The sequence below is a fragment of the Noviherbaspirillum pedocola genome (assembly GCF_016632335.1).
GTDB lineage: Bacteria > Pseudomonadota > Gammaproteobacteria > Burkholderiales > Burkholderiaceae_D > Noviherbaspirillum_A > Noviherbaspirillum_A pedocola.
This window is the reverse complement of record NZ_JAEPBG010000001.1, coordinates 751,717-777,208: the sequence shown is the minus strand read 5'-3', so window position 1 is coordinate 777,208 and position 25,492 is coordinate 751,717. Positions and strand designations below refer to the sequence as shown.

Below are 25,492 nucleotides of genomic sequence, written 5' to 3'. Positions count from 1 at the left end.
TCGGTACGGGGGCGGCGTTAACGACATTCTGTGACGCTCCCTTCAGTTAAAAATGTTGAAATAGGGAAGCTTTCCGGAACATCAACGCACGGGATTGCACCCAGTGCCTTGGCAGCGTCTATCGCAGCCGTCGACCCCTTCCGGAGAAGCCCATGCGTAGCCATTCTTTCTTTCCCCGAATCGGCATTCGGGCCTGCAAACTTCTTGTCATTTTCCTTGCCGGTCTTTGCCTCTGGGCCTGCAGCGGCGCTGACGATAACGCCACGCCGGCCGCGCCCGACAATCCGGCGCCGGTCGTCAAGGCCAATACCGTCAGCGCCTCCGTCGTCGAAGGAGACGATATCGTTGCCTACGTCGGCAATTCGGCGGCCATCACCGTCGCCTTTTCGACTGCAGACGGCGTTGCCACCGCGTTGAAGCTCGACGCACCCGCCGCGCCGGGCTGGCAGAGCGCCGACGGCAAACTCGCCTGCGACACCGTGTCCGCCACGCAGCCATGTCGGCTGCGCCTGCGCTATGCGCCGGATGCGCCAGCAGCCAGCGCGCCGTTGACCCTGACTTACACCTATACCGATAGCACCGGCAGCGCGCGCAGCAGCAAGGTGACCGTGAACTACCGCGCGCTGCCGGCGAACGCGGCGACCGTCACCCTCAATTCGGCAGGCACGGTGAAGGTTATCGTCGGATCCGCCAAGATCGTCACCGTAAGCTTCAGCACCAATGATGGCTCGGCCGCGGGCCACCTGCACGCCGATCTGACCGCCGCGCTTCCCGCCGGCTGGAGCACGAGCACGCCGGTCTTTGATTGCGCCAGCTTTGGCGTCGGCAACGCCTGTCAGCTGCAACTGCTGTATCAGCCGCTCGCCTCCACCGAAGCGGCCAGCTTCGACATTCCCTACGCCTATGTCGATAGCGCCGGCAAGGCGCAGTCCGGAAAGCTGACGATCGCCTATGTCGCGCCGATGCCTAACGCGGTCTACGCCAACGTCAGTCCGGGCGTGCGGATTGCCGTCATGCCGGGCGCAAGCCGCGAGGTGACGTTCACCTTCGTTCCCGCCGACGACCGCTCGGCCAGCGCAGTAAAGCTTGCCGACGGCGCCAGGCTGCCGGAAGGCTGGAGTGTGAAGTCGTCGACGCTGCCCTGCGCCACCGCCGGTCCCGAGGGCGAATGCCAGCTCGTGCTCAACTACGCGCCAACGACGAGCGTGCCGCCACAGCGGCTCGAGCTCGGTTTCGACTATGTGAACGCGAATGGCCAGCCGCAACAGGGCGTTGCCCGCATTTCCTACAGTTCGCCTGCGTACGCCGCCTATGTGGCGGACTTCGGCAGCAGCCAGAACGGCGGCGGTCCGTTGCAGTGCGAAGTCACGGCGGACGGCTCGCTGATCAACTGCGCGAAGGTCGCTTCGGCCTGGCCGGCAATCGGCACCAGCCGGATCGCCATCAACGGCGGGCGCGCTTATGTCACGACGAGTGCGCCTTCCGAGAGCAACCCCCGTACGATCAGCGTCTGCGATGTCAATATCGATGGCAGCCTCGTCAATTGCACCGAGGCCGGCGCGCGTTTTGACGGCATCATCAGCTTTGCCGCGCTTGGGCAGGATGTTTATCTAGTTTCGCCAATCGAACGCATCAATCGCATTACCCGGTGCATGATGGACGACCGCGGCGGCGTGCCGGAGGATGGTTGCCGGCAATTGCCGTTCGACATTACCGGCTTGGTCGTGCCCTCGGCGCTGACGGCGTTCAAATCGGCGCTGTATGTTGCCTCCGCGATCGATCGTTCGGACACGGGAGCGCGCTTGCTGCGCTGCGTTAACGATCCGAACAATGTTATACGCAACCTGTGCCAGACCTTCCCCGCCGTATATCCGCAACTGGTACAAAGCATGGCCGGCGCCAGCCTGTCCGGTGGCGACTATCTCTATCTGCTCAGCAGCAACTTAAAGACCGGCGCCCTCGTCAAATGCACGCTTGCGGAAGACGGCAGCGTTTCCGCCTGCGATGGCGGCACGGTGCCGCCCAACCTGGTCGCCTCGGACTTGGGTCCGGTGAGCGATATTGCGATTTCGGGCAAGACGGCTTACCTGGCGGTTGTGCAAGGCAACATGAAGGGCATCCTGCGCTGTGCGATCAATGAGACGAACGGCGATGTCAGCGATTGCGTGGCCGCTGGCGACACCGGGGCAACTCTTCCCGTTGGCATCGCCTTGCGCTGATGCCGGCATGCGGCCGCGTGTAGTGGCCGCATGCAGTACAGAGACCAAGGCAGCGCTCTCCCACCGCCTGGTGCCGGTACGCCAGCTCTCTCCCTCGTTGCTTACGCAAGGCCTTCCTCCGCGCCGGCCATTCGTGCCGGCGCCCTCACGCTTTTCCGGATTGCGCATGATCTCTGGCGACTGCCGCTGACCATTGGTGTCGGCCATCCCGGAAAGTGCTACGTCGACAGCGTCCCGTAGCCGTATTGCCCGGATTCGGTAACCAGGCCGTGCTTGCGCCATGCCGACGAATCGCTAACAAATCCTGATGAATTGCGATTTTTACCAAACTGAAACCCTTTTGATTCCACCAAGTCATCCCGGTTGTCTGATTGGCAATATGGTTTGCGGTCCGACGCTCGGGTAAGACGGCGCGAGAGCCCGGAATGCGCCGTCCATTGCCGCCACGACCACTGCCCTGCATGCGAAAGGATGACGAAATGCGTTTCGATACTCGCGCTTCATACCGAATGTTCAGACTGGCGCAAATGATGCTGTGCGCCGCGATGCTGTCCGCCTGCCGCGGGGGCGACGATGCCACCACAGCCGCTCCATCTGCGGCCGTGGTGGCCAATACCGTTGCGGGCAGCATTGTGGAAGGCACGGACCTGCTTGCCTATGTCGGCCAGAGCAAGACCGTCGCGTTGAGCTTCAAGACCAGCGACGGCGCGGCGGCGACGAAACTGAGCGTATCGTTGCCAGCCACGTCGGGCTGGCAATCGCAAACCGGAGCGCTTTCCTGCGACACGGTGGCGCGCGAAGGCAGTTGCGTGCTGCGGCTGACCTATACGCCGACACAGGCCGCACCGGCCGCAACGCTGCGCCTGCCTTACCGCTATATCGATAGCGCCGGCGCAAGCCAGGGTGGCAGCGTGACGCTGAACTATCGCGCGCTTGCCGCCAACGCCGCCGTTGCCACCGCCGCGCCCAACCCCGTGCCAGGCATCGTAGGCCAGACGAGTACGCTCACCATCGACTTCGCCACCAACGACGGCACGGTCGCCAGCGCGCTCGCCGCATCCCTTGCCCTACCTGCCGGATGGAACAGCGATGCCGCCAATTTCAGTTGCGAGCGTTTTGGTGGCGGCGCGCCGTGCCGGCTGACGCTGCGCTATGCGCCGACGCAGAGCGCGCCCTCATCGCGGTTCACGATCAACTACAGCTACGTCGACAGCGCGGACAAGCCGCAGAGCGACGCGATTTCGGTCGGCTATTCGGCGGCGGTGCCGAATTCGGTCCGAGTCGACATTGGCGGCGCAAACCTGGCGTCGCCCGATCTTGTCGCCGTCGATCCCGGCGACAGCCAGGACGTAAGCTTCACTTTCACTTCCAGCGACGGCAATGCGCTGGCCGACCTGCGGCTGGCCGCAGATGCCAGCCTGCCGGCCGGATGGACCTCGGACGCGCCCCTGTCGACGTTTTCCTGCGCCGAGGTCACGCAGGATGGCAAGTGTCAACTGGTGCTGCATTTCCGGCCGGCGCCGGAACAGTCGCAAGCGCAGCAAACCCTTGCGCTGAATATCACGTATCGCAATGCCCTAGGGCAGTCGATGAGCGGCAACGCCTCGATTGATTACACCTCGCGCATCTACCGGCTCTACGCCGCTGGCACGCGAGACGGGCTAGGCGTTAGCCAGTGCTGGCTGAAGATGGCCGACGGCGCCACGAAGTACGAGCTGAATGCCTGCGACGATCCTGGCGCGGGCATTCAGCCGACCGGCCTGCGGCGCATGGTTATCAGCGGATCGAAAGCCTATGTGCTCGACGCCCCGGCCGCGGTGGTCCATGTCTGCGACGTGGGCGCCGACGGCGCTCTTCTTGACTGCGTCAATCAGATCAACGTCCCCGCGAATGTGACGTGGATGGCGGAAGTCTCGGGCGCGCTCTACGTGCTTGTCGGGCAGGGCGGCGCGTCCATCTACGCCTGTCCGCTCGGCGCCAATGCCGGCTGTGAACAGATAAAAATCGATACCGGTAACATCAAGCTCGGCGCGATCGATGCGTTGGCAAGCGATGACGGCGCGCTGTACCTGCTCGATAACCTGCAACTGCAGTACTTCCGCTGCGTGCGGCTTCAGGGCGCCGGGTTTGACGTGCAATGTGAAAGCTATGGGCACAACTATACGGACGTCTTCACGACCATGACTGTTGGACAACTTAGCGATGCCAGCCATGTGTTCATGGGCGCCAATTCCAGCAGTGGCCCGCTGCTAATCAACTGCGCGGTGGGAACCACGCAGTGTGGGGCTGCGTGGTCTATTTCCAACAATATTGCGTCGTCGCTCCTCGACCTGCAATTCGCGTACAACACCGCCACGGAACCCGCACTCTATCTACTCGTCAGCAATGAGCGTACAAGCACTCGCGGCGTCATCCGATGCAAGCTCGCGAACGCGAAAACGGATACGAATGGCATCGGAGATCCGGTCTCCTGTGGAGCCTATACGCCGTTTGCGCCGTCGACCCTCGGTGATCCGTCCGGCATCACCCTGCGCTGAGCCGCGCATCAACGTCAGATGAAGCGGGCAACGGGGAACGAGCGCTTCATGCGCTGTGTCTTCCCGTCGCCCAGCCATTGTGACGATGTGCAGCTACAGCGCCGCGTGTGCATCCCCCCATGCCGCGATCGCGCTCTCCCAGAACTCGGCCAGCGTCTGCGGCTCGCCGAGCGGCAAGCGCAGAAAGCGCGCCGCGCGCAGCAGGTTGGGCAGCGCTTCGGCATGGTCCAGCGCCTGCGCACCGGTCTGCTTCGACAATTTCTCGCCGATCGGATTGGTCAAAACCGGCACGTGCAGATAGCGCGGCGTGGGCAGGCCGAGCAGCCGCTGCAGCAGGATCTGGCGCGCGGTGGAATCGAGCAGGTCCGCGCCGCGCACGATGTCGGTAATGCCCTGGTCCGCGTCATCCACCACTACCGCGAGCTGGTAGGCCCAGAAGCCGTCGGCGCGTTTCAACACGAAATCGCCGACCTCGGTGGCAAGCTGCTGGCGCACCGTTCCGACCCAGCGGTCTTCGAAGGCGATCGTTTCCTCCAGCACCCGCAGCCGCCAGGCGCGCGGCGCGCGTCCCGGCGCTAGGCCAGCGCGGCAGGTGCCCGGATATACCGCCGCGCCGTCGCTGGCCATGCCGATGCGCGAATCGGCAATTTCCCGGCGGCTGCAGCCGCAAGGGTAGGCCGCATCACCCAGCCGCTCGAAGGCGGCGCGATACAGCGCCTTGCGTCGGCTTTGCCACACCGGCTTTTCATCCCATTGCATGCCATGCGCGGCCAGGCAGCGCATGATGGCTTCGGCCGCGTCGGCCTGCGCGCGCGCTTCATCGATATCCTCGATGCGCAATAGCCACGCGCCGCCGTGCGCGCGGGCATCGAGATAACTGGCCAGCGCCGCCACCAGCGAGCCGGCATGCAGCGGCCCGGTGGGCGAGGGCGCGAAGCGGCCGCGATAGCCGCCATAGCCGCCATCGTCGCGATAAGGCGCGCTCATGCATCGCTCCCGAGCAGCATCTGCCGCGTTGCCGGTTCAGCCAGGCGATCGAGAAACCATTGCAGCGCCTTGCCCCGAGCGGAGGCGCGCCAGGCGATGTGCGCGGTGCCGCCGGGCTTGGCCTCGGCCGTGTCCTTTTCCACCAGCGCGCCGGAGGCCAGATGCGACGCCGCCAGCGCGCGCGGCAGATGGCCGCAGCCCAGGTTCGCCAATTGCGCGGCCAGCTTGGCTTCCAGCGTCGGCACGGTCAGCGTGTGCTGGCCGGAAAGCAGGCCGGCGGTGACATCGGGCAGCGTGCGGCCGGTGTCGCCGACCGCGATCGCCCGGTGTCGGCGTATCGCTTCGGCCGGCAGCGGATCCGGCTCGCGCGCCAGCGGATGGGTCGGCGCCACGGCAAACACCCAGTTGATGCGTCCGAGCGCGCGGCTCTTGTACTCGCTGTTCATCTGCACCGCGTCCGGACCTTCGTAGGCCGCGCCGATGGCCAGGTCGGCCCGACCCTGCAGCAGCGCTTCCCATACGCCGGACAGGACCTCGCAGGAAAAGCGCAGCCGGGTGCTGCATTCCTCGCGATCGAAATCGGCCACCAGCGGCAGCATGCGTTCAAACGGAATCACGCTGTCGACGACGATGCGCAGCTCGGTTTCCCAGCCGGTGGCGGCGCGCTTGACCCGTTGCTCGAGCTCATCGGCGGCGCGCAGCAGATGCCGGCCCTGGGTCAGCAATTCCTCGCCGGCGGCGGTCAGGCGGGCGCGGTGGCCGCGCCGGTCGAAGAGCAGCACATCGAGGTCGTCCTCGAGCTTGCGCACACTGTAGGTCAGCGCCGATGGCACGCGGTCCAACGCCGTTGCGGCGGCCGCAAAGCTGCCGCGGCGGTCGATCTCGTCGAGGATGCGCAGCGCTTCCAGGGTCAGGTTCATGGGCACGGCTTGTTCAATGGATTTGAATGAAAGAGACGGAATTATGCCCTCGTTCTTTCTGGCGCGAGCCGCTATATTGGAAGCCATCGACAGATCTGAATTGAAAGGAGTTGAACGATGAGACAACTGCGCAGAAGCGAGGAACGTGGCCATGCGAACCACGGCTGGCTGGATTCGTATCACAGCTTTTCCTTCGCCGACTACTATGATCCGCGGCACATGGGCTTCGGCGCATTGCGCGTCATCAATGAAGACCGTGTCGCCCCGGGCAGCGGCTTCGGCACCCACGGGCATCGGGACATGGAAATCATCAGCTATGTGCTCAACGGCGAACTGGGCCACAAGGACAGCATCGGCAACGGCAGCGTGATCGTGCCCGGCGATGTGCAGCGCATGAGCGCGGGCAGCGGCATCATGCATTCCGAGTTCAATCATGCCAAGGATGCGACCACGCATTTCCTGCAGATATGGATACAGCCGGATGCCCGCGGCATTGCGCCCGGCTACGAGCAAAAGCATTTCCGCGCCGAAGACAAGCGCGGCCGGCTGCGCCTGATTGCCAGCCCGGACGGCGCCGATGGCTCGGTGACCATCCACCAGGATGCGCGGCTGTATGCCGGCTTGCTCGATGGCGATGAAACCGCCGAAGCCGCCATCGCGCATGGTCGCCGCGCCTATGTGCACGTGGCGCGCGGCAGCGTCAATGTGAACGGCGAGACGCTGCAGGCCGGCGATGCGTTGATGCTGGAAGGCGAGCCGAGCGTGGCCCTGAAGGAAGGGAAGGGCGCCGAGGTGCTGGTGTTCGACCTGGCGTAACGATGTGTAGGGTGGGTGAAACCCACGCGGGTGTTCGATCGCCGCGTGGGCTGCGCCCACCCTACAGGTTTTTCACGCGGACTCCTCCGTCGCGCAATGCGGGCAGCTTTCGCCGTACCTGTACAGCGGCGACAGTTGCTCGCGCGGCGTCACCACGGCGCGGCAGGCATAGCAGGTCACGGTCGGTGTGGCTTCCAGCTTCGGATTCAATGCAGTCCGGCGGTCGAAGACGAAGCAATCGCCGCTGTAATGGTCGCCGCCGACTTCCTCGAAATACTTCAGGATGCCGCCCTCGAGCTGGTACACCCGCTCGTAGCCGACGTTGTGCATATGGATCGCCGCCTTCTCGCAGCGGATGCCGCCAGTGCAGAAGGTGACCACGGTCTTGTCCTTCAATTCCTCGCGATGCGCTTCGGCCACCGCCGGAAACTCGCTGAACTTCTCGATGCGGTAATCGATGGTGTTGTCGAAAGTGCCGACATCGACCTCGAAAGCATTGCGGGTATCCATCATCACCACCGGCCGGCCTTCATCGTCATGGCCGCGATCGAGCCAGCGCTTCAGGTCAGCGGCCGTCACCGCCGGCGCGCGGCCGAGTTCCGGCTTGATCAGCGGATGCTTCATCGTGATGATTTCGCGCTTCAACTTCACCAGCATGCGTTTGAACGGCTGCTCGTCCGAGAAGCTTTCCTTGACTTCGAGATCGGCGAAGCGCGCATCGGCGCGCAGCCAGGCGAGAAACGCGTCGATGTCCGCGCGCGCGCCGGCCAGAAACAGGTTGATGCCCTCAGGCGACAGCAGGATGGTGCCCATCAGGCGCAGCTCGGCGCACTTGGCCTGGTAGACCGGGCGCATGGCTTCGGTGTCGTCAATGCTGATGAACTTGTAGGCGGCGATGTTGACGATGGGGGCGGGTGCGTGCATGGATGGCAAGGGTAAGTCTTTGATTCGCCGGCATTATACGCGGTCGGACAAAGGCGGCCGGGCAAATGCGGTCGCCGCGCACGGGCGGGCTTCGGTACAATGCCGGCCATGACTTCGCCGCAATTCATCCACCTCCGCCTGCATTCCGAATATTCCATCGTCGACGGCCTGGTCCGCATCGATGACGCGGTCAAGGCAGCCGCTAAAGACAACCAGCCCGCTCTGGCCATCACTGACCTTGCCAACCTGTTCGGCATGGTCAAGTTCTACAAGGCCGCGCGCGGCAAGGGCATGAAGCCGATCGCCGGTTGCGATGTCTGGATCACCAACAATGACGACCGCGACAAGCCGTCGCGCCTGCTGCTGCTGGTCAAGAACAACCAGGGTTACCTGCAGCTGTGCGAACTGCTGAGCCGCGCCTGGCTGTCGAACCTGCACCGCGGCCGCGCCGAGATCCGCGCCGAATGGCTGGCCGAACTCGCGCCGGGCGGCCTGATTGCCTTGTCCGGCGCGCATTTCGGCGACATCGGCTGCGCCTTCGAGCGCGGCAATCCGCAACTGGCCGAGCGTTGCGCGCAAGCCTGGGCGCAAATCTTCCCCGGCCATTTCTACATCGAGATTCAGCGCGCCGGTCAGCCCAACATGGAGCAGATGGTGCGCCAGTCGGTGGCGCTGGCGGCGAAGCTCGGCCTGCCGGTAGTGGCTACGCATCCGATCCAGTTCCTGTCCGAGGAAGAATTCATCGCCCACGAGGCGCGCACCTGCATTGCCGAAGGCGAAATCCTGGCCAATGGCCGCCGCGCCAGGCGCTTCAATCCGAACCAGGCATTCAAGACCCAGGCCGAGATGGCCGAACTCTTCGCCGATCTGCCGGGCGCGCTGCAGAACAGCGTCGAGATCGCGCGCCGCTGCAATCTGCAACTGACATTGGGCAAACCGCAGCTGCCGAACTTCCCGACGCCGGACGGCATGAGCATCGACGACTTCCTGATCGCGCAGGCCAGGGCCGGTCTCGAGGAACGCCTCGTGCATCTGTATCCGGATGCAGCCAAGCGCGAAGCCGCGCGCGAACGCTACGAGGCCCGGCTCCAGTTCGAGACCGACACCATCATCAAGATGGGCTTTCCCGGCTACTTCCTGATCGTGGCCGACTTCATCCAGTGGGCCAAGAACAATGGCGTGCCGGTTGGCCCGGGTCGCGGCTCGGGCGCGGGCTCGCTGGTGGCGTATGCCTTGAAGATCACTGACCTCGATCCGCTGGCCTACAACCTGCTGTTCGAGCGCTTCCTGAACCCGGAGCGGGTATCGATGCCCGACTTCGATATCGACTTCTGCCAGGAAGGCCGCGACCGCGTCATTCAATATGTGAAAGACCGCTACGGCCGTGACGCGGTGTCGCAGATCGCCACCTTCGGCACCATGGCTGCCAAGGGCGCGGTGCGCGACGTCGGCCGCGTGCTCGACATGGGCTACAACTTCTGCGACGGCATCTCCAAGCTGATCCCGTTCAAGCCCGGCAAGCTGGTGACCATTGCCGATGCGATCCAGGAAGAGCCGCTCCTGAAGGAGCGCATGGAGAAGGAAGAAGAGGTCAAGCAATTGCTCGACCTTGCGCAGCAGGTCGAAGGCATCGCACGCAACATCGGCATGCATGCCGGCGGCGTGCTGATCGCGCCGGGCAAGCTGACTGACTTCTGCCCGCTCTACACGCAAGGCGGCGATGCGGGCGTGGTATCGCAATACGACAAGGACGATGTGGAAGCGGTGGGCCTGGTGAAGTTCGACTTCCTGGGCCTGACCACGCTGACCATTCTCGATCGCGCGGTGAACTACATCCGCCAGCTCGATCCAGCCATGGCTGACTTCAATCTCGAGCGGCTGCCGCTCAACGACAGAGCCTCGTACGACTTGCTGACCAAGGCCAAGACGGTCGCGGTGTTCCAGCTGGAAAGCCGCGGCATGCAGGGCATGCTGAAGGATGCGCGGCCCGACCGCTTCGAGGACATCATCGCGCTGGTGGCGCTGTATCGACCCGGCCCGATGGACCTGATCCCGGACTTCTGCCGCCGCAAGCACGGCGAGAAATTCGATTATCCCGATCCGCGCACCGAGGGCATCCTGTCCGAGACCTACGGCATCATGGTCTACCAGGAGCAGGTGATGCAGATGGCGCAGGTCATCGGCGGCTATTCGCTCGGCGGCGCGGACTTGCTGCGTCGCGCGATGGGCAAGAAGAAGGCCGAGGAGATGGCCAAGCACCGCGAGCTGTTCCGCGAAGGCGCTGCCAAGAATGGCCTGAGCACCGAAAAGGCCGACGAGATCTTCGACCTGATGGAGAAGTTCGCCGGCTACGGCTTCAACAAGTCGCACGCGGCCGCGTATGCGCTGCTGTCGTATTACACCGCCTACCTGAAGGCCCATCATCCGGCCGCGTTCATGGCAGCCAACTTGTCGCTGGCCATGGACGACACCGACAAGATCAAGATCCTGGTCGAGGATGCGATCGATGTCTGCGGTCTGACCCTGCTGCCGCCGGATATCAATCAATCGGTTTACCGCTTCATGCCGGTGGGCGAAGCGCCGAGCGTGACGAAGAAGAAGGTCACGCAGATCCGCTATGGCCTGGGCGCGGTGAAGGGCTCGGGGCAGAGCGCGATCGAAGCGATCATCACGGCGCGGCGCGAAGGCGGTCCGTTCAAGGACTTGTTCGACTTCTGCAAGCGCGTGGACAAGAAGCAGATCAACCGCCGCACCATCGAATCGCTGATCCGCGCCGGCGCCTTCGATGGCTTCAACGTCGATCGCGGCATCCTCCTGGCTTCGGTCGGCTATGCGCTCGAATGCGCCGAGCAGGCCGAAGCTTCGGCCAATCAGGTCAGTCTGTTCGGCGATGAAGACAGCGGCATGATCGCGCCGCCGGAATATGTGAAGGCCCAGCCCTGGAGCGACAAGCAGAAGCTCACCGAAGAGAAGGTCGCGCTCGGCTTTTATCTGTCGGGCCATCTGTTCGACGCCTATGCGGAAGAAGCGCGCAAGTTCGCGCGCACGCGCTTGTCGGATTTGGCGCCATCACGCGAGCCGCGCCTGATCGCCGGCGTGATCTCGGGCCTGCGCGCGCAGATGACCCAGCGCGGCAAGATGCTGATCGTGACGCTCGACGATGGCTCGGCCGCAGTCGAAGTCACGGTGTACAACGAAGTCTTCGACGCGAACCGCGAGCTGTTCAAGGAAGACGAATTCCTCGCGGTGCAGGGCAAGGTGTCGGAAGACCGCTTCTCCGGCGGCCTGCGCATCACCGCGGAAAAGGTGATGGACATCGCCACCGCGCGCATTGCCTTCGGCCGCAAGTTCGCGTTCTCGCTGACCGACAGCAGCGATGCGGCGCAGATCCGGGCAATTCTTTCGCAGTTCCGTTCCGAGAGCGGCCTGCCCTTGGCCATGCGCTATACCCGCGATGGCATCGATTGCGAAGTGCAGTGGCCGGATGAATGGCGCGTCGCGCCGGCGGACGCGCTGCGGCAATCCCTGTTCGAGAGGCTGGGGGCGCGCAGCGCGGCGGTGGAGTATTAAGCGGAGGGGAGTTGCGGGCGAGAGCCAGTGGTCTTCGTCATCTTGATGGGGCCTGCTCCGTCCACACGTCCGCTTGCACACCGATGAAGCGTGGGCGAAGCGGGCCATGCAGCATTAGCAGCAATCCCAGGTATAGAACACCTTGGAGAAGTCGCGCCGTTCCAGGTCTTCCCGGCGGATGAACCAGTGCGCGATGCCGGCGTCGCCCCACATCATGCCCGCGTCGTCGCTGTCGAGCTGCAGCAGCTGTATCCATTCGCGGCTTGTGCCGAAATCCTGGCCATTGCGCGGGTCGCTCTGGGTGAAATAGGCAAAGCCACCCAGCTTACAGCCGGCATTGTCCACGTGGTCATCAAGAAATTCGTGGAGCGCTTCGTGATCGATGTCAGGGAATTGCGCATCCAGCAGCTTCGCGTAGATGCTGGAGGCCTCGTAATCCTCAGCGCCGCAATGCTCGAGGGTGATCTCCTCCGGATTGAGCAGCAGCGGCGCGTCGGCCGGACAGAATTCCATCTCCATCACCGGATAGGGCACGTGCCTGGCGATATCGGGCATGGGCCAGTAGATGACGTGACTCTTCGCATGGTCGACTTCGGCATCCGCCGAGTAGCCGTATTGATCGTCGTCCGCGATGAAGAACTGCAGCACTCCCTGCGCCGGGAACGTGGGCAGCCGTGGAAGCAGGGCGAGATTGAGCTGGGCAATCATCTGCAGCGGCTTGCCATCGTCATCCATGGGCACGGGGACGCCGTCTTCCCAATACGGCATGCCGAGAATCTTCGATGCCAGCACATCGTCCTGGCCTTCGGCGCGCCGCAATGCCAGCCTGAGCATGGGTTTGCGGCGCGATTGCACCGCTTCCAGCATTTGTAAAAAGCGTTCCTGTGTGTCCATCTTTTCTCCCGAAATTGAGCCAATGACTCCGATGCCCGCGCAGCGTGCGCCTCTGCATTGTCGGCATACAGGGGCTTTGGCCAGTTTTGTTGAGCCAGTGATCTGCGGCTGGCTGCGGCCTTAGTGGAGCGCACGCTGATCCGGTTCTGTAGGCGTTGCTTAATCCTGTGTGGTATCGGGCTCGAAAAATTCGGCATGCCCTACCGCAGCGGTGGAACCCACAAGCAGTTTTTTTGACAAAACGTCAACTTAATTGTTATTGGAGACATCATGCATCCCACCGGACCCAAAAAGGGAGATCCACTCTCGTCGGCGCCTGTAGATGCGGCCAGCCCGACGCAGGAGCCACAGCAGGAAAATGCCGCGCCTGGCGTGCAGAGCCAGACACAACCCCCCTCGCTGTTGTCAACGCAGGGGCAACCCGAGGGCGCCACCACTGACGCACGGTTGACGTCGGCGCCGACGTTGCAAGCAGCAGCGACGACTGGCAGCGATGGAGGAGTCGCGATGACCGAAGAAAGGGGTCCGGACCTAACCGGGCTACGGGAGCAGGCCGAGCATGGCGATGCACAGGCCCAATTCGACTTGGGGCGGGAGTTCATACAAGGCAATGCCGTGCACCAGGACATGGCGCAGGCATTCGAATGGATCAGCAAGGCAGCGCAGCAAGGACATGCTGAAGCCCAAGCCAGTCTCGGATTGATGTACTACCTTGGCAGTGGCGTGGAGGACGATAACGAGCAGGCGTTCAAGTGGCTCAGCAAGGCGGCGGAGCAGGGAAATAGCCGCGCACAGGCACACGTAGGGTACATGTACCTGAATGGCGAGCACGTGCAGAAAAACCCGCAGCAGGCGTTCGAATGGTTCAGCAAGGCCGCGCAACAAGGCGACATTCTTGCGCATCGGTCATTGAGCGACATGTATCGCGAGGGTATCTACGTCAAGAAGGACATTGAAATGGCAGCGCAACACCTGTTGCGTGTGGATGGATGGGGCCAGCCCGACGTGAAGGAACTCGATCTCACGTCCTGCAAGATCAACGATGAGATGGTGACTGCCATCGCATCGCTCATGCAAAACGATCAGACGATCGAGAAGCTGTCCCTCAGCGGGAATGACATCACCGATGTAGGCGCCGCCGCGCTTGCGCGGATGCTTGAGCAGAACACCAGGCTGCGGCTGCTGAATCTGCACTACAATCCGATCGGCCAACCGGGATTGAAAGCCATAGCCGATGCGATGCGCAGCAATACGACGCTGCAAGAGGTCCTTGTCACGCTTCCAGCTGAAGCCAGCGAGGACATGCGTCTGCAAGTCAGTGTGATTGAGTCCCAGACGGCAAACAACAAGCGCATCGAGGGAAAGCGCACTGAACAGCAGTCCTAGCAGACGGGCGCCGGGTGGAGCGGCCTGCCACCCGAATTGACCTCGCAGCGGGAACAAAGTCTGATCCGTACCGACATCAAGCTGCACGACAGCACCGACGAAGCGACCAGGCAGCGCCTGCTGGAAGTGCAGCTGTCCCTGTCCAGACTTTGATCGATCGATAGCGCCTCCCCTCCCATGAGCATGGGAGGCCGCACGTTCCTCCCGCTTTAACGTTCTGTCACAGGCCCCCGCTCCCGCTGACCGCTCCCCCGAATCCGCGCTACATCAAGCCTTTTCCGCCCCTTGCGCTGTCTCAAGCCAGCCGCATGCCGTGTCATGAAACTACCGCTGCGCCGACGAGTCACGCCGGCGCATTTCACTCCACCTCATGCAAGGAGCACACAACAATGAACGCACTCAGGGAATTCTGGCGGGATGAAGATGGCGCAGCGGCAGTCGAATACGGCTTGCTGGTAGCGCTGATCGCGGCGGTGGTCGTCGCGGTAATCGCCACGCTGGGCACCAAGATCAAGGCCGGCTTCTCCACCGTCTGCACCGCGCTGACCGGCGGCAGCGGCGTATGCACCTGATCGCCGCGATCCATCATGCCGATGTCGCAGACCGCCATGTCCGCATCGCTGTGGCTGCTGCTGCTGCTGTTGCTTGCGGCGGCGGGGAGCGATCTGCGCAGCCGGCGCATACCAAATGCGCTGGCGCTGGCCGGCGCGCTGGCCGGCATTGCGCTCGGCTGCGCGCCGGGCGGCGTGGGCTTGCTGGCGTCACTTGCAGGCATGGGCATCGGCCTGGTGGCGCTGTTGCCGATGTATCTGCTGCGTGCGCTCGGCGCCGGCGATGTGAAGCTGATGGCCGCGGTCGGCGCCATCGTCGGCGCGTCGGCGATGCCGGCGGTGCTTGCCGCCACCTTTGTTGCCGGCGGCCTGATGAGCATCGTTGTTGCCGCCTCGCGCCGGCGCCTGCTGCGCCTCTTCGCCAATCTGCGCGACATGCTGCAGGGCGCGTTCTGGTGCCTGGCTTGTGGCGAAGCGCCGCGTCTGGACGCAGCGCGCGATTCGGCGGGGCGCATGCCCTATGCGCTGGCGATTGCCGCCGGCGCGGGCATCGCGCAATTGTGGTGGGCCGCATGAATGCCCAAGCCATGACAGTGCGCGCGCGGCAGGGATGGCGCGGATGAGCATCGCGCGCATGCTGCTGGCCCTGGCGATCGCGCTGGCGGCGGCGTTCGCCGCGGTCGGCGCGGCCGGGCGCTGGCTGGCGCCGGCCGCGCCGAAGACGATGCCGGTCGTAGTTGCGGCGGCCGATATTCCGGCCGGCGCACGTCTGACCCCGGAAATGCTGAAGCTGGCCGACTGGCCTGCCGCCAGCGTTCCGGCCGGCGGCTTCACCCGCATCGAAGCGCTGCAGGCGCGCGTGTCGCGCATGGCGATGACGCGCGGCGAGCCGGTGCTCGAAGCGCGACTGGCGCAAAGCGGCGCGGCCGGCGGTTTGTCGGCACTGGTGGCGCAGGGTCGGCGGGCGATGACGGTGCGGGTCAACGATGTGGTCGGCGTGGCGGGCTTTGCGCTGCCGGGCAATTACGTCGACATCCTGGTCAGCACCCAGGACCCGCGGCATGCGGCGGGCGATGGCGCGGGCAGCGTTTCCAAGCTTGTGCTGGAGCGCATTCTGGTGCTGGCGGTGGCGCAGGAAGCCAGCGCTTCGGATAACCGTCCGCGAGTGGTGAACGCGGTCACGCTCGAAGTTACGCCGGATGAGGCCGAGCAGCTCGACCTGGCGCGTAGCGTCGGCCAGTTGTCGCTGGTGCTGCGCAACCAGATCGATGCCGCGCCGGTGCAAACCAGAGGCGCGACCAAGGCATCGCTGCTGCGGCTCGAAACCCAGGCGCCGCTGGCCGCAACGCCCGCCGTGACGCGAACGGCGCGCAGCACACCGCAATGCGCGCAAGTGTTCACCGCATCGGGGCCGGTATCGCGTTGCTACTGAGCTCAATGGTGACAATCGATGCAGCAATCGATGCAGCAATCGGCGCATCAATTCACGTCGGACTTTTCAGGGAAGGACATGCCATGCAAGACGCAAGAATGCGCGGCTGGCTGACGCTGGCTGCAGCCTGGCTGCTGTCGCCGGCAGCGTTGGCCCAGCCGACGCTGAAGATTGCCGAGCCGGCGCCTGCGGCGCCGCAGCAGCCACCACAGCACACGCAGCAGCTGCCGCCATCGCCGCAGCCGCGTTCCGGCATGCCGGCGCCGCCCTGCATTGGCGAGCTCACGCGCTCGGCGCGCCTACGCGTGCCCGAGGGGCAATCCCTGTTGCTCGATCTGGTGAGCGCGAATCTGCCCGCACCGGCCTGGCTGCGCGCCATCGGCAGCGCCGAGACGCTGCAGGTCGAACCGATGGCCGCAGTCGCGCCACGATCGAGTTTTTTCCTGTTCGGCAAGCGCGTCGGCGCCACCAATCTGCTGTTCCAGGATCGGTACAACCGCTGCGCGCTGGTGGATGTGGTGGTGGATGTCGACGCGGCCGCGGTCGAGGCCAGCCTGCGCGAACTGCTGCCGCGCGAAACCGGCATACGCATTGCCGCCGCCGCCGATGCGCTGGTGCTGACCGGCATGGCCAGCGATGCCGTGGCGGTCGAGCGCGCGGTATCGCTGGCCGGCGCTTTCGCGCGTCGCAGCAGCGGCAATGGCGGCAATGGCGGCAATGGCGGCACGTCGGGCACTGCCGTCAGCGGCGGCGAACGCGTCGTCAACATGCTGACGGTCGCAGCGCCGCAGCAGGTGATGCTGGAAGTGAAGGTGGCGGAAATCTCGCGCACGCTGCTCGAACGCCTCGGCGTGGATGTATTGCTCACGCGCAGCCGCGGCAACTGGTCCACGCGCCTGTCCTCGGCTTTCGGCGGCACTGGCAGCGGCGTGCTCGGTGTGGTGAAGACCGCCAGCGGCGAATTCATCAACATCGACGCGGAAAAACAGGATGGCGCGATCCGCATCCTGGCCGAGCCGACCATCACCGCCATCAGCGGCCAGGAAGGCAGCTTTCTCGCCGGCGGCCGGGTACTGATCCCGGTCGCGCAAAACAGCGCCGGCGGCGGCGCGAGCTTCACGCTGGAGGAACGCGAATTCGGCGTCGGTCTGCGCTTTCTGCCCACGGTGCTCGATGGCGGCAGGATCAATATCCGCGTCGAGCCGGAAGTCTCGGAACTCTCGCGCGAAGGCGTCGCCGTCAGCGGCGGCGGCAGCACGTCGGTGCTGCCGCTGTTCACCACCCGGCGCGCGGCCACCACGGTGCAGCTGCGCGACGGCCAGAGCCTGGCCATCGGCGGCCTGATCCGCAATACCGTCGCGCAGAATGTGCGCGCGCTGCCGCTGCTGGGCGAGGTGCCGGTGCTGGGCGCGCTGTTTCGCAGCAGCGACTTCCAGAACGACCGCAGCGAACTGGTGTTCATCATCACGCCGCGGCTGGCGCAGGCTTTGCCCGAGGACATGCCGCTGCCGACGGACCGCTCGCCGCCGCCGTCGCGGCGCGAATTTTTCCTCGAGGGCCGCATGGAAGGCGGCATAGGGCAGGGGGATGAGCGATGAAGGCCGCACTCAGGAAAACCATGCGGATGACGTTGGCGTGGCTGCTCGTCGGCCTGCTCGCCGGCTGCGCGCCGACGATGCCGCGTACGGATGCGCGTTTCGGGCACGAAGTGCGCGCGCTGCTGGCGGCACAAGCGCTACCGGGCACCGAGCCGCCAACGCAGGCAGAGGACGGGACAAACAAGGATGCGGCGCGCATCTTGCCCGCACTCGATGGCACGGCCGCGCGCGCGGCGCTGACGGCTTACCAGCGCCATGCTGTGACAGCGCGGCCGGGAGGCGGGAATGGCGGAATCAGCGCCGGCGGCGGCGTGGGCATTGCCGGCGGGAGCGCGCGATGAAGCCCGGCTTGCCACGGCTATGCCTGATCTCGCCCGAACGCGCCCGGCTCGAGGCCTGGCAGGCGGCGCTGGGACGCATGGCGGAACTGGAGTCGGTGGTGGCGCTGCATGGCCGGCCGCAGACCATGGCCGCGCGGGCGGCGCAGGCGGGCGAGCTGCTGCTGGCCGATATCGATGCCGAAGACGCCAGCATTTCCGCGCTTGACGCACTGGCCGCGCTGGCCGCGCGCGCGGCCGGCATGCCGCTCATTCTTGTCTGCACACGCCAGGATGCGACGTTTCTGCTGGCGGCAATGCGCGCTGGCGTGCGTGAAATCCTGCCGCCTGGCGTGGATGCCGAGGCGCTGCGCGCCGCGGTCGAGCGCGTAGCCGCCGGCTTGCGACCACCCAGGGCCCGCGGCAAGGTGCTGGCCTTTGTCTCTTGCAAGGGCGGCAGCGGCGCGAGCTTTCTGGCGGCCAACCTCGCTTACGCGCTGGCAGCGCAGGGACATTCCGCCGCGCTCATCGACGCCAACCTGCAATGCGGCGATGCGCTGCTGTTCCTGTCGGACGAGCCCCCGGTGCGCACGCTGGCCGATGCCGCGCGTGCCGGTCCGCGCCTGGACGCCAGTGCGCTTGAAGCGAGCATGAGCGCGGTCGGACCGCTGCCGGTGCTGGCCGGCGTGGAGGATCCGGCGCAGGCGCTGGAAATCCTGCCCGAGCATCTGGACGCGATTCTGGCGGCCGCGAAGAGCCGCTGGGACTGGGTGCTGGTCGATGTCGGCCGCAACCTCGATGCGCGCAGCCTGCGTGTGCTCGATGTGGCCGATCTGATCTACCCGGTGCTGCAGACGACGCTGCCCTTCATCCGCGACGCGCGCCGTCTGCTGCAGGTATTTCGCGGCCTGGATTATCCGCTGGAGAAATGCCGGCTCGTGGTGAACCGGCATGAACGGCGCGGCGACATCGGCATCCATGAAGTCGAGAAAACCCTGGGCGCGCCGGTGGCGCGGCTGGTGCCGAACCACTATGCGGCGGTGGCAGCGTCAGTCAATGGCGGCATTCCGATGCTGCGGCTGGCGCGCACCAGCCCGGTGTCGAGGGCGCTGCTGCAATGGAGCCGCGAATGCGCCGGCACGCCGCCCTCGCGCGCCGGCTGGATCCATCGTGTGCTGTCCCTTGCCGGCATCGTCATGAAAGGCAAACCCCATGTCACTGAGACACCGGCTTGAAGCCGGCATGGCCGCGCAGGCCGCCCATGCCGCGCCGTCGCCGCTGCGCGACGATGCCGGCATGCGCATCCGCCTGCACCGGCTGCTGCTGGAGCGCATCGATCTCGCGGCGATGGCCGCGCTGCCGCCGGCCGAGGCGCAGGCGCAGCTGGGCGCGCTGCTGTCTGAAACGCTCGCCGCCGAGCGCATTGCCGTGGCCGATGCCGAGCGCAGGCTGCTGCTGCGCGACATCCGCCATGAAATGTTTGGCCTCGGTCCGCTCGAACCCTTGCTGGCCGACCCAGGCATCTCCGACATCCTGGTCAATGGCGCGGCCCAGGTCTGGGTCGAGCGGCGCGGTCGGCTCGAACGCAGCCCGGCGCGCTTTCACGACAATGCGCACCTGATGAAGATCGTCGAGCGCATCGTCTCGCGCGTGGGCCGGCGCATCGATGAATCCAGCCCGATGGTGGATGCGCGCTTAGCCGACGGCTCGCGCATCAATGTCGTGATTCCGCCGCTGGCGCTGGATGGACCGTGCCTGTCGATCCGCCGTTTCGCGCAGTCGCCGCTGACGGTGGAAGACCTGTGCCGCCACGGCAGCGCCACGCCCGAGATTGCGCGCTATCTGGCGCAGCTGGCGCGCGCGCGGGTGTCGATGCTCATCTCCGGCGGCACCGGCAGCGGCAAGACCACGCTGCTCAACATCCTGTCCGGTTACATCGACGCCGGCGAACGCATCGTCACCATCGAAGATGCGGCTGAGCTGCAATTGCGCCAGCCGCATGTGGTGCGGCTGGAAACGCGGCCCGCCAACATCGAGGGCCGCGGCGAGGTGACCACGCGCGCGCTCTTGAAGAATGCGCTGCGCATGCGGCCGGACCGCATCATCGTCGGCGAAGTGCGCGGCGCAGAAGCGATCGACATGCTGCAGGCGATGAACACCGGCCACGATGGCTCGCTGGCCACGATCCATGCGAATTCCCCGCGCGATGCGCTGCTGCGCCTGGAAAACATGCTCGGCATGGCAGGCATGGCGCTGTCGTCGCGCGCGGCGCGGCAGCAGATTGCTTCAGGCATCGGCGCGATCGTGCAGGTGGCGCGCATGGCCGACGGTCAGCGCCGCATCGTCAGCGTGCAGGAAGTGCTGGGGCTGCAGGGCGAGGACATCGCGTTGCAGGAGCTGCATGCGTTTCGCCAGACCGGCGTGGGGCGCGACGGCGCCATCCTCGGTGAATTTCATGCCGCCGGCCTTGCCTCGCGCTTCGCCGCGCGCTGGCATGACGCTGCCCGGGAGGCCGCATGACGCCGCTCGTATGGCTGGCCGGCATGGGGGCGTTTCTGGCGGCGCTGTGGTGTGCCGGTGCGCGGCTGGGCTTGTTCGGCGCGCGCTCGCGCAGCCAATTGCGCGCGCGTCTGCGTCAGGCCGCCGGCGCATCGCCGGCCAGCGTATCGATACGGCGCCAGCCGCCGCTCCCGCAGGACGCTCCCATCACGCGCCTGCTCGTGCAGACGAACTGGGCCGGATCCATCGAGCGTCTGATGGCCCAGGCCGGGCTGCGCATGCCGCTTGCGCGCTTCGTGCTGGTATCGCTGTGCCTGGCCGGGCTGCCGCTGCTGTTTGCCTGGCGTGCCCGTGGCAAACGGCTGACGCGCATCGAAGCCGCGTTGCCGGATGCGCTCGAACTGATGGCGCGCTCTCTGCGCGCGGGCCATGCCTTGCCCGGCGCCCTGCGCATCGCCGCTGAAGAAGCGGCCGAGCCGCTCGCGGCGCAGCTACGCATCGTCGTGGACGAGGTGGATTTCGGCGCGCCGCTGCCCGATGCGCTACGCGATCTTGCCGCGCGGCTGCCGTTGACCGATATCGGCTGCCTGGTCGCGGCGCTGTCCGTGCAGCGCGAAACCGGCGGCAATCTGCCGCTGCTCATGGCCAGCATCGCCGACGTGGTGCGCGAACGCGCGCTGCTGCGCGACCGCATCCGCGTGGGCACTGCCGAGGGCAGATTGTCGGCCTGGATACTGGGCCTGTTGCCGCTGGCGCTGGGCGCGGCAATGCACTTCCTGCATCCGGATTTCCTGCGCCTGCTGTGGGACGAGCCCTTGGGGCGACGCATGCTGGGTGCGGCAGCGCTGCTGATGCTGGTGGGCGTGGCATGGATGCGCGCGCTGGTGCGCATCCGGCTATAGGGGCGGCGCATGCAGAACCTGCTTCTGTCCCTGTCACTATTCGCCGCCGTATTCTGCGGCGCGGCCCTGCTGTTGCTGCGCCTGCGGCCCAGCCGCGCGCGCTTGCGTCTGCAGCGACTCGATGGCTTGCGCGCCGCTGCGCCGGGAAAGCCTTTGGTCCTGGACGCATCACGGCGCGCCGCGGCGCCGATGTTCAGAGCGCTGCGTCTGCCTCTCGGATGGACGCACCGTTCCTTCGGCGCGCGCAAGCGCCGCGCGATTGCACGTGAATTTCCGCAGGCGCTCGACCTGCTGGTGCTGTGCCTGGAAGCGGGCCTGGCACTGGATGCCGCGCTGGCGCGGGTGTGCGAGGAAATGGAACGCATCGCGCCGGCCGTCACCCGCGAACTGTCGCGCGCCGTGCTCGAGATGCGCGCCGGCGCCGGCCGGGAAAGCGCGCTGCGCGACTTTGCCGCCCGCTGTGGCCTGGCCGAAGTCACGGCTTGCGTGGCCACGCTGCTGCAGGCCGAACGCTTCGGCGCGGGCGTGGCCGAGGCGCTGCGCCAGCATGCGTCGGATCTGCGCCTGCGGCGCCGCATGCAAGCCGAGGAAGCGGCGGCCAAGCTGGCCTTGAAGCTGCTGTTCCCGCTGATCTTCTGCGTGTTTCCGGCGCTGCTGGTGGTGCTGATGGGACCGGCCATCATTCAGGCCGGCCGGGCGCTGCTGCCGGGGTTGGGATCATGAGCGCGCGCCGCCTGCACCGCACCATGCAACATCGCAGGCAAGCCCGCGGCCAGCGCGGCGCGGTCCTGATCGAATTCGCGCTGGCTGCGCCGGTGCTGCTGCTGCTGATCTTCGCCGCGCTCGAACTGGGCGTGCTGTCCTGGGTCACGCTGACAATGCGGCATGCGCTGCAGGATGGCGTGCGCCAAGCGGCGCAGATGGGAGAGGCGAACGACACGACAAGGCTGCTGGCGCGCGTGGCCGAGCAATCGATGGGCTTGTACGCACGCCTGCAGCCACAGATCACGCTGGTGGCCGCGCCCGGCGGCCACGCAGTGCTGCGGATGGAATGCGCCTGGCCGGTGACGACGCCGCTGCTCGCGCCGTTCTTCCCCGACGGCTATCACTTCGAATTCGCCGCTGCGCTGCATGACGGGGGCGGGGAGTGAGCGCGTGCACTGTGGCCCGCATGCGCGGCGCAGCGCTGGTCGAGCTGGCGCTGCTGCTGCCGATGTTGCTGCTGCTGGCCCTGGGCATGGCCGAGCTGGGGCGTGCGCTCGAAGCGCGGCTGGCGCTCGAAGGCATGAGCCGCGCCGGCGCGGAACTGGCCGCTGCCGGCGCGTTGCCGCTGCGCGAAAGTAGCGACGGGCTGATGGAAACCCTGGCCGCGACCGCATCGCCGGAACTGCGCGCGAACGGCGCCATCGTCATCACCCGCATTGCCGATGCCGGCAACGGACCGATCGTCCTGGAGCAATACCGCTGGGACGGCGGCGATGCGCGGATGACGAGCGCGCTTGCGCAATGCGACGCCGCATCCGGCTGCATGCTGAGCGACGAGGCATGGCGCCGACTGCCGCCGCTGAGCGAAGGCGCATCGGTGCTGGCGGTCGAGGCGCATTACCGGTATGCGCCGCTGTTCTCGCTGTTTTCCGGGCTTGCGGGGGAATGGTGCGCCATTACCTTGCTGTAGAAAGGCGCGCGTCGCAGGCAGGCGCGACAGGGCATGCGTGGGCTCTCGGGCGCACGTCCACACGCAAGGAGGGCGGAGGCGGATGGCCGCGTCATCTTCCATCCGCGCCTGCCTTGCCGCTACCTGTCTTGCGACCGTGGGCACAGGTACGGCGGCGGCATCAATCCGGCAGCGTGCTGGTGCTGGCGGCGTTCTGCCTGATCGTGCTCATCGCCATGGCTGGCCTGGTCATCGATTCCGGCCGGGGCTACCTGGTGCGCGCGCGGCTGTCGGCCGCCGCGGATGCCGCCAGCCATGCCGCGCTGCGCGCCGCCGCTTCCGCCGACAACGCCTACGCCGCCGATGCGGCGGCGCAGGATGCCGCGGCGGCCGCCTTCGACGCGAATTTCCCCCAGGGCTGGCTGGGCGCCGCAGCGCGCCTGTCGCCGCTGCAGCTGGCATGGGAGCCCGACGGCCTGCGCGTGCAGATCGATGCCGCCGCCGACATGCCGACCGGCCTGATGGCGGCCATCGGATTCGCTTCGGTGCCGGTAGCGGTCGATGCGCAAGCGCGGCGGCGCGGTATCGACGTGGCGCTGGCGCTGGACCTGTCTTCCGGCCAGGCCGCCTCCGCTACGCAAATCACGGACGCTGCCGGTCTGCTGCTGCGCCAGCTCAGTCCCATGCTCGACCGTGTCGCGCTGGTGCGCTTTGGCTATGGCGCGCAGCTTGATGCGGCCATGCGCGTGAGCGGCCGCGGCTTCGATCGCGCGTCGCTGCAGGCGCGCCTGGCGTCTTCGAATCTGGACGGCTGCGCCAATCTCGCCGAAGGCCTGTGGCAGGCGCGCAATGCCTTGACCGCCGTAGCAAGCACATCCGATACGCCGCGCGTGCTGCTGCTGTTCGCCGGCAATGCGCCCGGCGCGCTGGCGGCGCGCTTTGCCTTCACCGATCCCGACGCGTGCCCGACAACAGGCGTGCTGGCCGGAGCAGGGGCCGCATCCGTCAACGGGCTATGGCATGCCGACCGGCAAGCCGAAGCGCTGCCCGGCGCCTGCGGCAATGCTGCCGCGCTTGGCCTGCTCGCGCCGGACGCCTTGCCGCCCTGGTACAACGCCCACGGCGAGGATCGCGCCATCCCGCTGCTGACCGATGCTGGCGATGCCGCCCAGCGCGCCCCGACCGCGGCCAACCTGCGCCGCGCCGCGGCCATGGCGAGCATGGCCATCGCCAGGCGCGCGCGCGCGGCCGGTGTCCGCATCCACGTGATCGGACTCGGCCCCGCGCCTGATGGCACACCCGACGGCGCGCTGTTGCGCTGCCTGGCCAACACCGGCGACGCGCCGTCCTCCTGCCGCGATCCGGCGCAGCCGGCGGGCCGGTATTGCCATGCGGCCAGCGCGGCCGATCTGAAGCCCTGCGCCGCGCTGCTCGCCGCCGAGCTGCTGCGCGCAGCGCATTGAGCGAGGAGTCCGCGCCGCAGCAGGAAAGGATCAAGCCCGGTGCTGGAACATTTCACCAGGCGCGCACGTCGAAAAGCTTCATGCACGCATTGAAGAGGACACTATGACGGCAACCTGGATCGTTTCAGCCAACGCCAGCCGGGCGCGTATCTTTGCGCAGGACAACGCTACCGGACCGCTGCGCGAGATCAACGACATGATCAATGATGAATCGCGGCTGCGCGTGTCGCAAAACACCGAGTCCGAAAGGATAGGCCCGACGGCAGGCACCAAGACCATGCACAACACCGGCGGCGCCGTGCCGAACAAGGGATATGAACCGCCGCAGACGCCGGACAAGCACGCCGCTGAGCTGTTCGCGCGTGACATCATCGGCTACCTGCAGCAGGGTCAGCAGCGCGGTGAATTCCGTGAACTGTCGCTGGTGGTGTCGCCGAAGTTTCTCGGCATGCTGCGCTCGCTGATGACTCCGCAGCTGCAGGCCGCGGTGCGACTGGAAATCGACAAGGACTATACGCATGCCGGAGCCGAGGAGCTTCGGCGCAATATCGAAACGCAGAAGCCTTGAATCGCAAGGGGTCTTCAGGCATTCCGGGCATCTTCCGCCATGCAGGCACTTCACCTTGGCGATAGAGAGGTGAGCGATTCGTAGGGTGGGCGCAACCCACGCGGCAGATGGTCGAGCGACCAGGCGCGTGGGTTGCACCCACCCTACGGTTTCCTGCACGCGCCTGTGGTGAAACGCATGTCGCAGCCACTTTGAAAGGTCTGCATCCGCATCGTTGTCTGCCGTCACGCGCAGTTGCGACAATAAAAAAGCCGG

22 protein-coding genes are annotated in these 25,492 nt (G+C 66.1%); 18 read left to right on the top strand and 4 right to left on the bottom strand.

The genetic code is table 11. The features are described from left to right. Positions 1-152 precede the first annotated feature (152 nt). The gene (locus JJB74_RS03505; RefSeq protein WP_200590406.1) at positions 153-2,219 is read left to right on the top strand and encodes a hypothetical protein; all 2,067 of its coding nucleotides are present in this window, start codon (positions 153-155) and stop codon (positions 2,217-2,219) included. 479 nt (positions 2,220-2,698) lie between these two features. After that, positions 2,699-4,756, top strand: a complete 2,058-nt coding sequence (locus JJB74_RS03500; protein ID WP_200590405.1) for a hypothetical protein — start codon at positions 2,699-2,701, stop codon at positions 4,754-4,756. 93 nt (positions 4,757-4,849) lie between these two features. Here JJB74_RS03500 and gluQRS read toward each other — a convergent pair whose 3' ends face one another. Together gluQRS and JJB74_RS03490 are read right to left on the bottom strand one after the other, a co-directional pair. Next, the gene (gene gluQRS / locus JJB74_RS03495) at positions 4,850-5,743 is read right to left on the bottom strand and encodes a tRNA glutamyl-Q(34) synthetase GluQRS (RefSeq protein WP_200590404.1); all 894 of its coding nucleotides are present in this window, start codon (positions 5,741-5,743) and stop codon (positions 4,850-4,852) included. Next, positions 5,740-6,663 (bottom strand): LysR family transcriptional regulator, encoded by a 924-nt coding sequence (locus JJB74_RS03490; protein ID WP_200590403.1) that lies wholly within the window; start codon positions 6,661-6,663, stop codon positions 5,740-5,742. Before JJB74_RS03490 ends, gluQRS begins: the two co-directional genes overlap by 4 nt. A 117-nt stretch (positions 6,664-6,780) precedes the next feature. On the opposite strand from JJB74_RS03490, the gene JJB74_RS03485 reads away from it, so the two are divergent. Continuing rightward, on the top strand, positions 6,781-7,479 hold the full coding sequence (locus JJB74_RS03485; protein ID WP_200590402.1) for a pirin family protein: 699 nt from the start codon (positions 6,781-6,783) through the stop codon (positions 7,477-7,479). A gap of 72 nt (positions 7,480-7,551) precedes the next feature. Here JJB74_RS03485 and JJB74_RS03480 read toward each other — a convergent pair whose 3' ends face one another. Further along, positions 7,552-8,403, bottom strand: a complete 852-nt coding sequence (locus JJB74_RS03480; protein WP_200590401.1) for a sulfurtransferase — start codon at positions 8,401-8,403, stop codon at positions 7,552-7,554. Positions 8,404-8,511: 108 nt separating this feature from the next. Here JJB74_RS03480 and dnaE point away from each other — a divergent pair, with 108 nt between their 5' ends. Next, the gene (dnaE, locus tag JJB74_RS03475) at positions 8,512-11,973 is read left to right on the top strand and encodes a DNA polymerase III subunit alpha (protein WP_200590400.1); all 3,462 of its coding nucleotides are present in this window, start codon (positions 8,512-8,514) and stop codon (positions 11,971-11,973) included. A gap of 114 nt (positions 11,974-12,087) precedes the next feature. Here the strand turns inward: dnaE and JJB74_RS03470 are convergent, their stop codons facing one another. Beyond that, positions 12,088-12,867 carry a YwqG family protein gene (locus JJB74_RS03470; protein ID WP_200590399.1) on the bottom strand — a complete coding sequence of 260 codons (780 nt, stop codon included), beginning with the start codon at positions 12,865-12,867 and terminating at the stop codon, positions 12,088-12,090. A 270-nt stretch (positions 12,868-13,137) separates the two neighbouring features. On the opposite strand from JJB74_RS03470, the gene JJB74_RS03465 reads away from it, so the two are divergent. The 14 genes from JJB74_RS03465 (at position 13,138) to JJB74_RS03400 (ending at position 25,237) form a co-directional block, all read left to right on the top strand. Continuing rightward, entirely contained in the window at positions 13,138-14,253 is a 1,116-nt protein-coding gene (locus tag JJB74_RS03465) for an SEL1-like repeat protein (RefSeq protein ID WP_200590398.1), read from the top strand. A 389-nt stretch (positions 14,254-14,642) separates the two neighbouring features. Then, a complete protein-coding gene (locus JJB74_RS03460) occupies positions 14,643-14,825 on the top strand; it encodes a Flp family type IVb pilin (RefSeq protein ID WP_200590397.1) in 183 nt (60 codons plus the stop codon). A 36-nt stretch (positions 14,826-14,861) separates the two neighbouring features. After that, positions 14,862-15,380: an A24 family peptidase gene (locus tag JJB74_RS03455; protein ID WP_200590396.1), complete on the top strand. Its 519-nt coding sequence runs from the start codon at positions 14,862-14,864 to the stop codon at positions 15,378-15,380. Positions 15,381-15,423: 43 nt separating this feature from the next. Continuing rightward, a complete protein-coding gene (gene cpaB, locus JJB74_RS03450) occupies positions 15,424-16,236 on the top strand; it encodes a Flp pilus assembly protein CpaB (RefSeq protein WP_200590395.1) in 813 nt (270 codons plus the stop codon). An 83-nt stretch (positions 16,237-16,319) separates the two neighbouring features. Then, a complete protein-coding gene (locus JJB74_RS03445) occupies positions 16,320-17,834 on the top strand; it encodes a type II and III secretion system protein family protein (RefSeq protein WP_200590394.1) in 1,515 nt (504 codons plus the stop codon). A gap of 20 nt (positions 17,835-17,854) precedes the next feature. Then, positions 17,855-18,175 carry a hypothetical protein gene (locus tag JJB74_RS03440; RefSeq protein ID WP_200590393.1) on the top strand — a complete coding sequence of 107 codons (321 nt, stop codon included), beginning with the start codon at positions 17,855-17,857 and terminating at the stop codon, positions 18,173-18,175. Continuing rightward, entirely contained in the window at positions 18,172-19,386 is a 1,215-nt protein-coding gene (locus tag JJB74_RS03435) for an AAA family ATPase (protein WP_200590392.1), read from the top strand. The genes JJB74_RS03440 and JJB74_RS03435 overlap by 4 nt, the downstream gene beginning before the upstream one ends. Continuing rightward, positions 19,364-20,671, top strand: coding sequence for a CpaF family protein (locus JJB74_RS03430; RefSeq protein ID WP_200590391.1), 1,308 nt, complete (start codon positions 19,364-19,366; stop codon positions 20,669-20,671). Before JJB74_RS03435 ends, JJB74_RS03430 begins: the two co-directional genes overlap by 23 nt. Beyond that, on the top strand, positions 20,668-21,552 hold the full coding sequence (locus tag JJB74_RS03425) for a type II secretion system F family protein (RefSeq protein WP_200590390.1): 885 nt from the start codon (positions 20,668-20,670) through the stop codon (positions 21,550-21,552). Before JJB74_RS03430 ends, JJB74_RS03425 begins: the two co-directional genes overlap by 4 nt. Before the next feature lie 9 nt (positions 21,553-21,561). After that, positions 21,562-22,275, top strand: coding sequence for a type II secretion system F family protein (locus JJB74_RS03420; protein WP_200590389.1), 714 nt, complete (start codon positions 21,562-21,564; stop codon positions 22,273-22,275). Then, positions 22,272-22,703, top strand: a complete 432-nt coding sequence (locus tag JJB74_RS03415) for a TadE/TadG family type IV pilus assembly protein (protein ID WP_200590388.1) — start codon at positions 22,272-22,274, stop codon at positions 22,701-22,703. Before JJB74_RS03420 ends, JJB74_RS03415 begins: the two co-directional genes overlap by 4 nt. Next, positions 22,700-23,227 (top strand): TadE/TadG family type IV pilus assembly protein, encoded by a 528-nt coding sequence (locus JJB74_RS03410; RefSeq protein WP_325170080.1) that lies wholly within the window; start codon positions 22,700-22,702, stop codon positions 23,225-23,227. The genes JJB74_RS03415 and JJB74_RS03410 overlap by 4 nt, the downstream gene beginning before the upstream one ends. 113 nt (positions 23,228-23,340) lie before the next feature. Then, positions 23,341-24,669, top strand: coding sequence for a VWA domain-containing protein (locus tag JJB74_RS03405; RefSeq protein WP_200590387.1), 1,329 nt, complete (start codon positions 23,341-23,343; stop codon positions 24,667-24,669). A 103-nt stretch (positions 24,670-24,772) separates the two neighbouring features. After that, a complete protein-coding gene (locus JJB74_RS03400) occupies positions 24,773-25,237 on the top strand; it encodes a host attachment protein (RefSeq protein ID WP_200590386.1) in 465 nt (154 codons plus the stop codon). Positions 25,238-25,492: the final 255 nt, after the last annotated feature.

Coding starts and splice junctions, on each gene's coding strand:
- JJB74_RS03425 (WP_200590390.1), top strand. CDS start 20,668: ATGACGCCGCTCGTATGGCTGGCCGGCATGGGGGCGTTTCTGGCGGCG.
- JJB74_RS03420 (WP_200590389.1), top strand. CDS start 21,562: ATGCAGAACCTGCTTCTGTCCCTGTCACTATTCGCCGCCGTATTCTGC.
- dnaE (WP_200590400.1), top strand. CDS start 8,512: ATGACTTCGCCGCAATTCATCCACCTCCGCCTGCATTCCGAATATTCC.
- JJB74_RS03435 (WP_200590392.1), top strand. CDS start 18,172: ATGAAGCCCGGCTTGCCACGGCTATGCCTGATCTCGCCCGAACGCGCC.
- JJB74_RS03505 (WP_200590406.1), top strand. CDS start 153: ATGCGTAGCCATTCTTTCTTTCCCCGAATCGGCATTCGGGCCTGCAAA.
- JJB74_RS03445 (WP_200590394.1), top strand. CDS start 16,320: ATGCAAGACGCAAGAATGCGCGGCTGGCTGACGCTGGCTGCAGCCTGG.
- gluQRS (WP_200590404.1), bottom strand. CDS start 5,743: ATGAGCGCGCCTTATCGCGACGATGGCGGCTATGGCGGCTATCGCGGC.
- JJB74_RS03460 (WP_200590397.1), top strand. CDS start 14,643: ATGAACGCACTCAGGGAATTCTGGCGGGATGAAGATGGCGCAGCGGCA.
- cpaB (WP_200590395.1), top strand. CDS start 15,424: ATGAGCATCGCGCGCATGCTGCTGGCCCTGGCGATCGCGCTGGCGGCG.
- JJB74_RS03480 (WP_200590401.1), bottom strand. CDS start 8,403: ATGCACGCACCCGCCCCCATCGTCAACATCGCCGCCTACAAGTTCATC.
- JJB74_RS03490 (WP_200590403.1), bottom strand. CDS start 6,663: ATGAACCTGACCCTGGAAGCGCTGCGCATCCTCGACGAGATCGACCGC.
- JJB74_RS03465 (WP_200590398.1), top strand. CDS start 13,138: ATGCATCCCACCGGACCCAAAAAGGGAGATCCACTCTCGTCGGCGCCT.
- JJB74_RS03430 (WP_200590391.1), top strand. CDS start 19,364: ATGTCACTGAGACACCGGCTTGAAGCCGGCATGGCCGCGCAGGCCGCC.
- JJB74_RS03440 (WP_200590393.1), top strand. CDS start 17,855: ATGCGGATGACGTTGGCGTGGCTGCTCGTCGGCCTGCTCGCCGGCTGC.
- JJB74_RS03470 (WP_200590399.1), bottom strand. CDS start 12,867: ATGGACACACAGGAACGCTTTTTACAAATGCTGGAAGCGGTGCAATCG.
- JJB74_RS03400 (WP_200590386.1), top strand. CDS start 24,773: ATGACGGCAACCTGGATCGTTTCAGCCAACGCCAGCCGGGCGCGTATC.
- JJB74_RS03415 (WP_200590388.1), top strand. CDS start 22,272: ATGAGCGCGCGCCGCCTGCACCGCACCATGCAACATCGCAGGCAAGCC.
- JJB74_RS03485 (WP_200590402.1), top strand. CDS start 6,781: ATGAGACAACTGCGCAGAAGCGAGGAACGTGGCCATGCGAACCACGGC.
- JJB74_RS03500 (WP_200590405.1), top strand. CDS start 2,699: ATGCGTTTCGATACTCGCGCTTCATACCGAATGTTCAGACTGGCGCAA.
- JJB74_RS03455 (WP_200590396.1), top strand. CDS start 14,862: ATGTCCGCATCGCTGTGGCTGCTGCTGCTGCTGTTGCTTGCGGCGGCG.